General features: G+C 54.2%; 12 protein-coding genes and 1 tRNA gene. 4 read left to right on the top strand and 9 right to left on the bottom strand.

Annotated elements, in window-relative coordinates:
* Positions 1-25: 25 nt before the first annotated feature.
* From sbcB to minC, 4 genes are all read right to left on the bottom strand, one after another.
* Entirely contained in the window at positions 26-1,525 is a 1,500-nt protein-coding gene (gene sbcB, locus M8006_RS04860; RefSeq protein WP_250080340.1) for an exodeoxyribonuclease I, read from the bottom strand.
* Between the two features lie 103 nt (positions 1,526-1,628).
* Entirely contained in the window at positions 1,629-1,880 is a 252-nt protein-coding gene (gene minE, locus M8006_RS04855; protein WP_250080339.1) for a cell division topological specificity factor MinE, read from the bottom strand.
* Positions 1,877-2,695: a septum site-determining protein MinD gene (gene minD / locus M8006_RS04850; protein WP_250080338.1), complete on the bottom strand. Its 819-nt coding sequence runs from the start codon at positions 2,693-2,695 to the stop codon at positions 1,877-1,879. The genes minE and minD overlap by 4 nt, the downstream gene beginning before the upstream one ends.
* A gap of 262 nt (positions 2,696-2,957) precedes the next feature.
* A complete protein-coding gene (minC, locus tag M8006_RS04845; RefSeq protein WP_250080337.1) occupies positions 2,958-3,707 on the bottom strand; it encodes a septum site-determining protein MinC in 750 nt (249 codons plus the stop codon).
* Between the two features lie 255 nt (positions 3,708-3,962).
* Here minC and M8006_RS04840 point away from each other — a divergent pair, with 255 nt between their 5' ends.
* Positions 3,963-6,779, top strand: coding sequence for a DUF349 domain-containing protein (locus M8006_RS04840; protein ID WP_250080336.1), 2,817 nt, complete (start codon positions 3,963-3,965; stop codon positions 6,777-6,779).
* A gap of 135 nt (positions 6,780-6,914) precedes the next feature.
* Here the strand turns inward: M8006_RS04840 and phbB are convergent, their stop codons facing one another.
* The gene (phbB, locus tag M8006_RS04835) at positions 6,915-7,661 is read right to left on the bottom strand and encodes an acetoacetyl-CoA reductase (protein WP_250080335.1); all 747 of its coding nucleotides are present in this window, start codon (positions 7,659-7,661) and stop codon (positions 6,915-6,917) included.
* Positions 7,662-7,948: 287 nt separating this feature from the next.
* On the opposite strand from phbB, the gene M8006_RS04830 reads away from it, so the two are divergent.
* A tRNA-Met gene (locus M8006_RS04830) sits at positions 7,949-8,025 on the top strand.
* A 270-nt stretch (positions 8,026-8,295) separates the two neighbouring features.
* Here M8006_RS04830 and M8006_RS04825 read toward each other — a convergent pair.
* The 4 genes from M8006_RS04825 to M8006_RS04810 all read right to left on the bottom strand — a co-directional run bounded on the left by M8006_RS04825 (position 8,296) and on the right by M8006_RS04810 (position 10,989).
* On the bottom strand, positions 8,296-8,445 hold the full coding sequence (locus M8006_RS04825; protein WP_347709741.1) for a hypothetical protein: 150 nt from the start codon (positions 8,443-8,445) through the stop codon (positions 8,296-8,298).
* 9 nt (positions 8,446-8,454) lie between these two features.
* A complete protein-coding gene (locus M8006_RS04820; RefSeq protein ID WP_250080333.1) occupies positions 8,455-9,543 on the bottom strand; it encodes a molybdopterin molybdotransferase MoeA in 1,089 nt (362 codons plus the stop codon).
* A complete protein-coding gene (gene moaB / locus M8006_RS04815) occupies positions 9,540-10,115 on the bottom strand; it encodes a molybdenum cofactor biosynthesis protein B (protein ID WP_250080332.1) in 576 nt (191 codons plus the stop codon). Before moaB ends, M8006_RS04820 begins: the two co-directional genes overlap by 4 nt.
* 136 nt (positions 10,116-10,251) lie before the next feature.
* Positions 10,252-10,989 (bottom strand): Crp/Fnr family transcriptional regulator, encoded by a 738-nt coding sequence (locus M8006_RS04810; RefSeq protein ID WP_250080331.1) that lies wholly within the window; start codon positions 10,987-10,989, stop codon positions 10,252-10,254.
* A 491-nt stretch (positions 10,990-11,480) separates the two neighbouring features.
* On the opposite strand from M8006_RS04810, the gene M8006_RS04805 reads away from it, so the two are divergent.
* Together M8006_RS04805 and M8006_RS04800 are read left to right on the top strand one after the other, a co-directional pair.
* Positions 11,481-11,672 carry a hypothetical protein gene (locus tag M8006_RS04805; protein WP_250080330.1) on the top strand — a complete coding sequence of 64 codons (192 nt, stop codon included), beginning with the start codon at positions 11,481-11,483 and terminating at the stop codon, positions 11,670-11,672.
* Positions 11,673-11,947: 275 nt separating this feature from the next.
* Entirely contained in the window at positions 11,948-12,355 is a 408-nt protein-coding gene (locus M8006_RS04800; protein WP_250080329.1) for a hypothetical protein, read from the top strand.
* Positions 12,356-12,449 lie beyond the last annotated feature (94 nt).

The raw sequence follows: 12,449 nt of genomic DNA, 5'->3' as shown, positions 1-12,449 counted from the left end.
CATTGTGCCCCTTCGCTGGTTACCGTTAGTCGGCATCAAAGGCTTGAGCCGGCAAAATCGCCTCAATATGCATCACTAACTCTTCGAGGATTTGCCGTTCACGATCAGTGAGTGATTGCTGGTTGTAACGCTCAATCTCACGGGCAAAATCCTTCAGCGTAAAACCCGCAAGAGCCGGGTCATTGAGCCGCGACCAGCGAAATGCCTCCCACTGCGCTAACTCCTCACCTTCCAGGGTTTCGGGATAGCTGCGTGCCCGGTAGCGAAATAACATTTCCTCTAGGCGCGGGTCTTGGAAGGCGAAGCGCTGCCCAACCAGATCCCACGGCTCCATGCTGCGCACACGATCCATTTGCTGGCGATCCGCCGCAGAGAAAAAGCCGCCGGAGTAGAGCATCAAATCGGGGTCTTGCACGCCCTCAGCATAGCCCTCAGAAAACACGTCTGCCACTTTGCTGGCCACCGGCACGATATTGTCATGCAGTGTTTTCCAGTGCTCGCGGCAAGCCGGTAAATCCAGCCCTAGGCGGGAAACGATATCGCCATATTCGCCCTGATGCGGTCCGGCAACGTCTTTCAACGCGCTGGCCGGAAACACCACTGGGCAACGATTGATATGAATCACTTTCAGCGGAATGCGTGTTTCGCCTTCGGCCAAATCCTGCTGGCTGACAAATACACGGTCACGCACTTGCGCAGCCGACAGCGATAAAAGCTCATTCGGGTCGACGCTCAAATCGTAAACGATCACCCCATTGGGGTTGGTGGGATGCTCCGCCAGCGGCATGACCAACGCGCTACAGCCACGACTTGCTGGGTAACGCCGGGAAATATGCAAAAGCGGCTTAGCGTGAGGGAGATCCAACAGCTTGGCCACCGCGCGTTTACCGCGAAGCCCCAGCAGGTAGTCAAACAAATTGGCATTACGCTCACGAAGAAGCCGGGCCAGGGCAATGGTGGCACGCACATCGGAAAGCGCATCGTGGGCGCCGACGTGCTCAATGCCATTGGCAGCGGTAAGGTCTTCCAGCTTAAAACTCGGTGCACCATCGTCGCGCAAGGGCCACTCAATCCCCATGGGACGAAGCGCATAAAACGCACGTACCACATCAATTAAATCCCAGCGGGAATTACCGTTTTGCCACTCCCGAGCGTAGGGATCGAGCAGATTGCGGTAAAAGAGATGGCGCGAGATTTCATCGTCAAAGCGCAAACTGTTATAGCCCACCACGCACGTGCCAGGCTCGTTCATATAGCGCAGCACTTCTCCGGCAAACTCCGCCTCGGGCAAGCCTTTGCGGCGGGCTTTTTGCGGGGTAATGCCGGTGATAAGGCACGCCGCCGGGTGCGGCAGAAAATCATCGGCGGGCTTGCAGTAAAGCGCTACTGGCTCGCCGATCTCATTGAGTTCGGCATCAGTACGCAGTGCGGCAAATTGCGCCGGGCGGTCGCGCCGCGAGTCGGCGCCAAACGTTTCGTAATCGTGCCAGAGAAAGCTGGCCGGGGCCGCGTTAGGTGGCGCCATGTAAACCCGTGCTCCACTTTTTAATTAAAAACGAGATATTTAACTCAAACCAGGCGCTAATCTAAACCCAAGCATTTAATTAAAATGCCGTCTTTAGCCAATACTAGCCCTTGGGTAGGGTGACGTTCAGCTCCAGCACCGAGCAGTTGTCTTCGCTATCCAGCGATATCTGAATCGCATCGTCATCAACGTGGACGTAGCGGCGAATCACTTCCAAAAGCTCGCGCTCAAGCATCGGCATATAGTCGGGCTGACCGCGCTGGCTACGCTGGTGTGACACAATGATCTGTAAGCGCTCTTTCGCCACCGAGGCCGACTTTTTGCGCTCGCGTTTCAAGAATTCCGCAAGTTTCATCGCCGACTTCCCCCAAACATGCGCGTCAGAATTCCTTTTTTCTGAGCTTGATGAAAGCGTAGTGGTACGTCTTCACCTAGCAGGCGCGACACGGTATCAGTGTACGCCTGCCCGGCGTCACTCGCCGCATCGTGGGTCACGGGGACGCCTTGGTTAGAGGCGCGCAGCACCGCTTCCGATTCTGGAATCAAGCCCAAAAGATCAATGGCCAGAATTTCGCGGATATCGTCCAAGGTCAGCATATCACCGCTAGTGACACGATCCGGGTTGTAGCGCGTGATCAGCAAGTGCTCTTTAATTGGGGCATCGCTGCGTTCAGCACGGCGCGTTTTGGACGCCAATAACCCTAAAATACGGTCGGAATCGCGTACCGACGACACTTCGGGGTTAGTTACCACAACCGCTTCATCGGCAAAATACATCGCCAACTGTGCACCGCGCTCAATGCCAGCCGGTGAATCGCAAAGAATATAGTCGAACTCTTCTTTGAGTTTAGCAAGAATCTCTTCTACGCCCTCTTGGGTTAACGCATCTTTATCGCGGGTTTGAGAGGCGGGGAGAATAAACAAATTCTCAACCCGCTTATCGCGAATCAGCGCTTGATTAAGCCCGGCTTCGCCTTGAATGACGTTGACCAGGTCGTACACCACGCGCCGCTCGCACCCCATAATTAAATCCAGGTTGCGCAAACCCACATCGAAGTCGATCACGACGGTTTTTTTACCGCGCAGCGCAAGACCCGTCGAAATCGCGGCGGCGCTGGTGGTTTTGCCAACCCCACCTTTACCTGAGGTTACTACAATGATTTTGGCCAAGGTCTTCTTCCTTTTTGACACTGTGCACGTTCTGCCAGCGTACATCGCGCACGCTTAAGTCGTGGATGACTGTGCTAACTGCCCTACATCATACGCCTCCGTCGTGCGCCTTGGCATCCCGCGAATGGTTGAGCGCTTACCCGTTGCTAACGCTAAATGTCGAAAAACTCAGTTTCGAAAAATTCGTTCTCTAACACTAACGTTAAGGTTACTTTATCAAAGACTCCGAATGACAGGGTATTGCCCGCGCCTTTTTACGGGCTCACGCTAGAGGTTTAATCTCCAACTGCTCACTTTCAAAATGCACTTCTGCGGGTGTTCCGAGGCGGCGCGCATCAATGTCTTCCAACCGCTTATAGTTACCCGCCACCGATAAAAGCTCCGCATTAAGCTCGCGACAATAAATACCGGCGCCTAAATTGCCATGAATCCCCGCAAGCGCTCGCCCTCGCAACGCGCCATAAACGTGAATACTACCCGCTGCCAGCACTTCGGCCCCGGCGTTAACCGCGCCAATCACCACTAAATCCCCGTTCGACGCGCTTACCTGTTGCCCAGAGCGTACCGTGCCGCGATATAACCTCGCACCGGTTGACTCGGTCACTTCCTCCGGCGCGTTTTGAGGCACTTGCTCCTCTGCGCTGTCGTTTTCTGCTGCAATGCTGGCTAAGCGACGAGCACGCTCCTCTTCCACCGGGGCAAACCAGCCTAGCCCCAGCGCCCAGGCCGACTGCTTTACTGGATCCGTCCCACCGCGCACCGCTACCGGCAACAATTTATGGTCACGGCACACTGCGCAAATCCGCTCGAGTGCCAGATGTGGCGTATCAAGCTTTTCCACACTCAGGACAACCGGTGTATGCTGAAAGAACGCTGGCGATTGGGAGAGTTTGCCCTCAAGTTGCTGGCGGATTTGTTCAGGATCGGCGCTGTTAAGCTCCATGACCGTCATGGGCAACATGCCGCCTTTAAAAGTGAAGGCCACATCGGCACTATCTGCTTTTAGATTCATGGCCGAAACTCCATGTCTTGATCAGGTAGAATATAAAGGTAGCCCATTCTCATACGCTACGGCGGTGGAGCTTAACATTCTCTGTCTATAAAGACGCTGCTCTATAAGGAGGCACCATCATCAGCATAAGGAAGCGCAAACGACGCTATATCGACCAAAGCTAAGCGACAGCGCAGGCAACTGCAACTGTCAAAAGGCGCTGATCGATTTTTTACCTATATTTTTTTCGCTAGGCCCCTCACAGCAGGATGACCCATGCACGGACTGTTACGACGCCTGTTCGCCCCTCGGTGGCAACATCCCGACCCCGAGGTGCGTCGCCAGGCCCTTTCACGGCTCGACCCCACAAAGCCTGAGCAGCATCAAGCGCTCAAAATGCTGGCTTCCGATGATCAAGCCGATATTCGCCTGGAGGCTTTAACCTCCCTTGACGATCTTGACGGGCTAATCGCGGCCTACCCGCAACACCACGATATTGAGGCGTGGTTTAGCGCTATATTAGCACGCCTGTGCGGGCAGGCCGGCGAGCACGATTTAGCCGAGCGCCAAGCCAAGCTGGGCGAGCTTAAAGATTCGCGCTTGCTCAACGCTGTGGCGCTAGGCGGTGACAATCTAAACTTGCGTTTGAGCGCACTCGAACGACTCAACGCAGAAGACGATTTTATTCACCAAGCGTGCCACAACGCCGTGGTGGCAGTGCGCCACCGCGCCGCGGAGCAAGTAGCAAGCGAAGCCGGCCTCAAGCGGCTACTCAAAGAGTCTCGCCGTGATCGCCAAGTGGCTCGCCTCGCACGGGAGCGGTTAAACCGCCTCAAAGCCGATGCCGAGTGGGGGAAAAACCAGCACGAGCGGCGCGAAACGCTACTGAAGGCATTAGAACAACATGCGAAATCGCCCTGGGAGCCGCTCTACGCTGGCCGTTTCCGCCACCTACAGCGCGAATGGGAGCCACTTGAAAAGCCCCCTACCGCTGAGCAAGACGTGCGCTACCAACAGGCGGTGCTGGCGTGCCGAAAGACCCTTCACGACCACGAAACCCAAGAACATGCGCGCCAACAGCGCCAACAGCAACAAGAAGCTGCCGAAGCCACCCGCGAGCAGCTTCTTGAAGGGTTGGAAGAAAGCCTGGACGGTTTGCAGCACGGCGATAGCATAAGTGACCAAGATATTGAGAGCTTACGCGCTCAACATCGCTTACTGGCCCAACGCTGGCAAGCGCTTTCGGATACGCACCTGCCAAGCGAAGCCAGCAGCGAACGCTACGACCGCGCGATGCAACGCTACGAAGAAATCAGCGCCGCGTGGGAGCGTTGGCTTGCCGAGCAATCTGCCCTTGAAGACGCATTACACAATGCCGACTCCACCGCCCTTTCGGCGCATGTAAGCGCCTGCCGCTGGCCTAAAAAACTCGTCGCGCCGATGCTTCTGCAGCGGGCTCAAGCCGCCCTTAACGCCCAGCAAGATGAGAACACGGCGTCAGCTCCCTCATCCGCCACACTAGAGACGCTAAACCAAGAGCTCGACGCCTTTGAGCAATTGCTTGAACGCGGCGCGTTTAAAAGTGCTAGTCGCCTGCATCAGCGGATTAAGCCGCAAGTTGAATCACTTAGTAGCAAGCAGGCTAAGCCACTTATCTCACGGTTCAAACATCTGGGCGCCCGGCTTGCGGAACTACGCGACTGGCGCGGTTTTGTGGCTGGCCCCAAACGCGAGCAGCTATGTGAAAGCATTGAAGCGCTTGCTAACGACTCGCCACTCGCCGAGGCCGCGTTAGACCGCCGTCACCGGCAGCTCGTCAAAGAGTGGAAATCCCTAGGCGACGCCGCCGCTAGCCGCGAACTTTCCGCCCGCTTTCGCGCCGCCTCAAATGCCATTCATGAGCGCCTAGCCTCGTGGCGTGAGCGCCTCACCCAGCAGCGGCAAGATAACCTCGCGGCTCGGGAAGCGCTATGCGAGCAGTTAGAAGCGCTGTTAGAGCAGCCTTCCGCCGACGCCGACCCCGACGTGCTGCGCGAAATTCGCGATAAAGCTCGCCACCAGTGGCGCCATTACTCGCCAGTGCCGCGCGAGCACGCCGAAAGTATCGGTCGCCGCTTTGGACGCATGCGCCACCGCCTGCAGGCACTGATCGACGAACGCGCCCATGTCATCGCTGAACAAAAACGAGAATTGGCAGAGCAAGCGCGCGCCCTCGTTGACGCGAACGACACACCCATCAGCGCACGCACGCAACAGGCAAAGCAGTTGCAGCAGCAATGGCGTCAACTTGGCCGCGCGCCTAAAGGCGAAGAACAAGCGCTGTGGAAAACCTTCCGCCACGCGTGTGATCAGGTATTTGCCCGGCGTGACGCTCAGCAATCAGAGCGCGTCGCGCATCAGCAACAACAGTTAGATGCCATGCAGGCACTGATTGAACGCATGGATGCTTGGCAGCCCAATAGTCCTGACGATGCCGCGACGCTTGAAGGTTTTTTGCGTGAAGCAGAGGCATTAGAACCGCTTTCCAAAAGCCGCCGGAGCGACGGCATGCAAAAGCGTTTAAGCGGCATTGTTCGCACTCGACGGGAACGCCTAAACCGCGTAGGCATTGTGGCGCAAGTCACTCAGTGGCAAGACATCTTACCGCTCGTCAATGCGCATCTAGCCGCTGACCAACTCGCGCTGGACACCCCTGATGCAGTGGCTCCCGTCGATGCTGATGAAACACTCCAAACGCCGCTACCTGCCGCGTTTATACCGGCCCATGAAACCCGCAATGCAAAGCGTGCAAACGCCGCCACGTTTGATACAACCCAGCAAGAAACCATACGCGAAGAGCTGGCACGGTTGCGTGTTCACCTGTCACTCCTTGCGCTCGGGCGCGTTAAGCAAAGCGACGAACCGCTTCGTTTAGCGATTCAAGTCAAGCGCTTAAACGAGGGCCTACAACAAACGCGCAGCCGTGCCGAAGAGCTAGAAGCGATTCTCGCCGCGCTACTTGCACTCGGCCCAATGCCGGAAACACTGTGGAACGCAGAGGTGGGCGAACTCGATGACCTGCTTTCACGGCTTTCGCGCTTACCACCGCCATAAAAAGCCACTCACCTTTAGCTAAACACCGGCACGAAACAACAGTGCTCAATAACAGCACTAAACGCAAAGCGGGAGGCTTTAAGCCTCCCGCTTTGCGTTTCTATCGCTAACAAACAGTCGCCACTAGATGAGGTGTTACCCCATAAATTGGCCACCGTTGATATCAATGTTGGCACCGGTAATAAAGCCTGACTCCTTATCTGCCAGGAATGTTACCAAGCGGCCGATTTCTTCTGGCTTGCCGTAACGCTTCACCGGAATGGTTTCACGAATGGCTTCCCGGACCTTCTCCGGAATGTTCATGATCATATCAGTTGCGATATAACCGGGAGAGACCGTATTAACGGTAATGCCTTTTGTCGCTGTTTCTTGTGCCAACGACATGGTAAGGCCGTGCATGCCCGCTTTGGCCGCGGCGTAGTTCACCTGTCCAAACTGACCTTTCCGACCGTTAATAGAAGAGATATTGATAATGCGACCGTAACCGTGCTCCAACATGCTCTCAATGACGCTGCGACAGGTATTGAAAACACTATTAAGGTTGGTATCGATTACCTCGCTCCACTGTTCGTGCGACATTTTCTTCAATGTGCCGTCTCGGGTAATCCCCGCACAGTTTACCAGCACAGTGATTGGGCCATGCTGACTCTCAATGTCTCGCGCACCGTTAAGGCACGCATCAAAGTCAGATAGCTCAACACCGGAAAGCGCAATGTTATCGTAACCGTCGGTTTTTTGCGTTTCCAGCCAGGTTTTGGCTTTGTCGGGATTGTGATAACCCGCCACAACCTGGTAACCGGCATCCGCCAACGTGCGGCAAATTGCTGTCCCGATACCACCAGTTCCACCAGTTACCCAGGCGACGGGGGCTTGATTGGCCATAGACTACCTCCCTGATATGACACATGGCTTGGATCACATTCGTGTTTCACAAACCATCTATGAAAAGGCGCGACTGCGCCAAAGCATCAACGGCAAGCGTATTTGCATTTACTCATACATGCCGTCAACAAAACGTGTTGCTGTAAGCTAACACTATGCCTTTGTTATATCAGCATAGCGTCGATGCAGACATGTTGCAGCATGATGGCACATACGAATATAAGGCAAAGGTTTCGAATTATGTCTTGACGCAACGTAAAAAAAGCGTAGTATACGCAACACGTTGATGCGGGGTGGAGCAGTCTGGTAGCTCGTCGGGCTCATAACCCGAAGGTCATCGGTTCAAATCCGGTCCCCGCTACCAATATTTTAAGAGGCAGATCAGTAATTTACTGGTCTGCCTTTTTTTCGTCTTTAGCATGCTAATTTGTTGTGATACCTATCTGACGTATATGTGACACATGCACATCTCTGCTTTCCTCCGCCATTTTTCCTTGTGACCTTCAAGCAACTAGCACTAGCCGTTTAATCTTTTTTGCGCCTGCCCACGTTTATCTTGAAACTCCAGCATGATAGGACACCACTTAACGGCTTGTTACTGATTACCTACCGCGAAAGCGTTGGCCGCCTAAGCTTAATCAAGAAACTGGGCGACAGGGCAATATAAATAGGCATCGCCTTCTTCCACATCCTGGTTAGCATCAATCATCAGATATCCTTGGGACTTACTCGCAGCACTGAGCATATGCGACCCCTGCCCACCCGCTAGATAGGCAACCGGCACCCCGGAATACTAGTCGAGCACCACGCGCAGTAACTCACGTCGCCCTTGAGGTCCTTGCCTGGAAAAGCCCGCTGCGACAGGAAACTGCTGTAACTCGGCCGGGATACGTCCCTGGCAACCGTGCACCAACGGCAAAGCCAGCAATTGCCAGCCTACCAGCGAAGCGACGGGGTTGCACGGCAAACCAACGAACGGGATACCGGCTTCAGGAGAGTCGCCCAGGTAACCTAGGGTGAATGGCTTACCGGGTTTGATGGCGACACCATGAAAGGAAACGCCACCAAGCCTCTCCAACACTGGGCGGGCGTGATCTTCTTCACCCACCGAAATGCCTCCAGTACATACAACCAAATCGGCTTCGTCACGAGCCTGGGTAAAGGTCTGTTGGAGTTCAGTCACACTATCAGCGGTCACCCCCAAATCGAGCACGTCACAGGAAGACTGCATCAATAGTGCTTTCAACATGGCGCGGTTACTGTCATAAACTTGGCCCGGCACACGCGTTGCGCCCGGCTCGATCAGCTCGTTTCCCGTAGAAATCAGCGCTACTTTCAGGCGTCGTAAAACGTCAACCTCACCCATTCCGTGACTTGCCAGCAAAGCGATAGCTGCCGCATTTAAGCGTGTTCCAGCAGATAACAGTATATCGCCTTCACAGGTATCCTCTCCACGACGACGAATGTTAGCACCTTTGGCGAACTCACCTTCAATGTGCACACGCTCATCGGCATCCAGACGGACACGCTCTTGCGGTATGACAACATCGGCTCCAAGTGGCACCGGTGCCCCTGTGAAGATTCTGGCGCAGCTCATTGCTGGTAGAGACAAAACCTCTGCTCCTGCAGGGACGCGCAGCTCCACCGGTAAGCCATCCTCGCAGATCTCATTCAGACGCAGGGCATAGCCGTCCATGGCGCTGTTGTCGATACCGGGCATATCGAGGGTGGCGAACACGTCGTCAACCAATACCCTACCGACGGCTTGGCTCAGCTCCACCTTTTCGTTGCAGGAGACAGGGCGTGCTGCCGCTACCATTCTCTCGCGGGCATCAAAGAAATCAAGAAGAGGTGAGGAAATACTACCAGCGCAGCAGCTCATGCCTCAGCCTCAGAAGCAATAGAATTGTCTGCCGGAAAACGGCTAGCACAGCGTCCAGCATCCGGAATCACCATGGCCACGAAATTGCAGGGCCTGGTGCTAGCATCAAGCTGAGCCGCTAGGATGCCATCCCAAGCGGTAGCACATGCCTTAGGGGAGCCTGGCATGGCAAAGACCAGCGTGCGATCAATTAGCCCAGCCACAGCACGAGATTGAATAGTGGAGGTGGCAATGCTTGACCACGATAGTTGCCGAAATAGCTCACCATAGCCATCAATGACTTTATCGAACAATGGCGCCAACGCTTCGGGTGTAGTGTCACGAGGCGTGAAGCCCGTGCCACCGTTAACCATCACCACATGGATATCATCACGCACTACCCACGTTGAAACCTCTGCGCGAATCCGATAGACATCGTCTGGCACGATATGCCGCTCGACCAATTCATGACCTACCTCGGTGAGGCGACTGGCCAGTAGGTCGCCGCTGTCATCCTCATTAAAACCACGGGTATCAGAGACGGTTAGCAGAGCAATGCCTAAGGGGATAAAGGGCGTGTTGGCGTGAGCCATAAGATAACTCCTTTCTCACCACCCGCAAGTCGGGTAGCGGCATATAAAGGGAACGTTGTTTAATACAAAAGCCAAACTTTGCTCTTGTCTCTTTAAGTACTATCTGCCAATTGAAGAGCGTGACGTCGACTAGCGTTTACTCGCTGGCGGCGAGTAAACGTCGCAAGCCGGGCTCATCGAGAACCGTTAAACGTTGTCGGCTTGTCTCGATCATCTGTTGATCGCGAAGCTTAGCTAGCATCCTCGACAACGTTTCCGGCGTCATCGACAGCTGATCCGCTAACCAGATTTTGGGCAACGAAAGACGCAGCGTGTACGGCGTTCGCACCCGACCACGGGGCATTTGTCGAAGAAGGTAACTCACCAGACGTGCCATGGCATCGCACTGAGTGACAAGCGCCAAATCCTCCAAACGATCAGTAAGCTCCAGTGCCAGCCGGCTCATAAACTCAGCGCGGCAGGCGGGATACGCATCAAGCACTTGACGACACGCGGCAGCGGGAAGAACGATCACGTGCGTCATGCGTTTCGCTTCTGCGGAGTACAGGTAGTTGCCGAGATTAGAGACCATACTCAGCTCACCGAGCGTGCCGCCGCGCTCGACATGGCGGATAGTGGCTTGGCTTCCGTCCCGCGCGGCCCTCACCAAGCGCACCAAGCCCTTAATCACGATATAGAGCCATTCGGCGGGTGTGTCTTGGTGAAAAAGCCACTCGTCATCTTCGATGCACGCCACTCTGCTTTGCGATAGCAGTTCGGTTCGCTCTGCCTTGGTCAGGTCACTTAGCCACGGGACGCCACCCAGCAGCTCATTAAGCTGGTATGGCTGGCAGAGCAATTCAAGCGAGGAACTGGGCGGTTGTGCCGTCTTCATCAGCGTATCCTTTTTCTGCAAAGTCATTGCATCAAAGCCCCGCCACTTTAATCGTCAAGCGCTACGCTTTAATGCCACTATCAGCTTCAAACACCCGCAAGTAGTGGCGAAGGCCGCACTAGGCTGCCTGTTCGTGGAGGCTTTGACGGACTTGATTGGCCACGTCCGCATAAATTATGCAAAGGACTCGCGCGCTTTGCTGAAACAAATCTACCCGGTCAATGAAATGACACATGGTCGATATCCAGGCTTTTTGAAGGAAAGTAATCACTTCAAGTACAGGCATCTTGAAAATCAATTCTGGGTGATTAAACGCCCGATTTCTGCCTGGTTACCTCTATATAACCCCTCGCTACCCCTTAGGAGATAGACTTTGCAACGGTCGTTTACAATATCCGTCGAGAGAGCTTTTAAGAGAGAGCTTGAGAGAGTGCTTGAGAGCGCCCTCCTACCAGCCGAGTTATATGGGTAACTTTATTGGAGTGACGAAAATGCAGACGACTTCCCTACATAAGCAAGATTTCCAACAACTGTCTCAGTTTCGCTATCAACTGCGCTGTTTTTTACGCCACAGTGAAGATATTTGTCAGCGCCACGCGCTTACCTCGTTGCAATATCAGTTATTGCTCCATTTACGTGGTTTAAACGGACGTAAGTGGGCTACTGTCGAAGAGTTAGCGTAACGGCTACAGGTGTGCTAGGGGGGGCTATGTATGGAATAGCTATCTTGGCTTACTACTTCAAGTGTTTACGCATGTATTAGTCATACTTGGCCCCACTTTGATAAAAATTGGCTATGTGGTGCGTATTAACGCGCGCCACCGTCTCCGGTTAGCGTATTGAATACCTTACTGTGGTCGATCATAGCGATTCTTACATACGGTGACTCGCATCAATATATCATGAGGTGATATTTGGTTTGCTTATCCGGCGCAATAAAATAGCCAAAGGAGCAAGCATGACCGACCCTAGACCACAAGACTGGGACCCTCGTGATGATAACGTTCAACGTGATCAAATCGCTGCTTATGACGCCATGCGCCACCGTTTTTCAGTCGCATTCAGCGACTATCTGCAATGGTCGCTCTTTTGTCATAACGATATGGTGCGGGTGATTCATGATCATAAAACGTTCAGCAACGCAGCTAGCCGCCACCTCTCCGTACCTAACGCAATGGACCCACCGGAGCATACGCACTTTCGTCGCCTGATTGAGCCTTTAGATACTCAGCCTGCGGTGCGTGCTCGCTACCCTGCTGGCGGCTATGAACGTGTGCCCTTGTACATCACCGGGAATAAACCAAGCAATGCAGAATTTATAACGCTTCATCCAACAATGGTTCGGACAGTTTTAAAGAAAGCCTGATGCTCAGATAATGGGGTCTCTGACAACATCACCACCCGAGCACAGGCTTTCATGGAAATAGTCAATACGGTCTTGCAGCAGATGTCCAGCCTCA

Source organism: Halomonas llamarensis (genome assembly GCF_023555005.1).
GTDB classification, from domain to species: domain Bacteria; phylum Pseudomonadota; class Gammaproteobacteria; order Pseudomonadales; family Halomonadaceae; genus Vreelandella; species Vreelandella llamarensis.
This window is presented reverse-complemented; position numbering and strand designations above follow the sequence as displayed.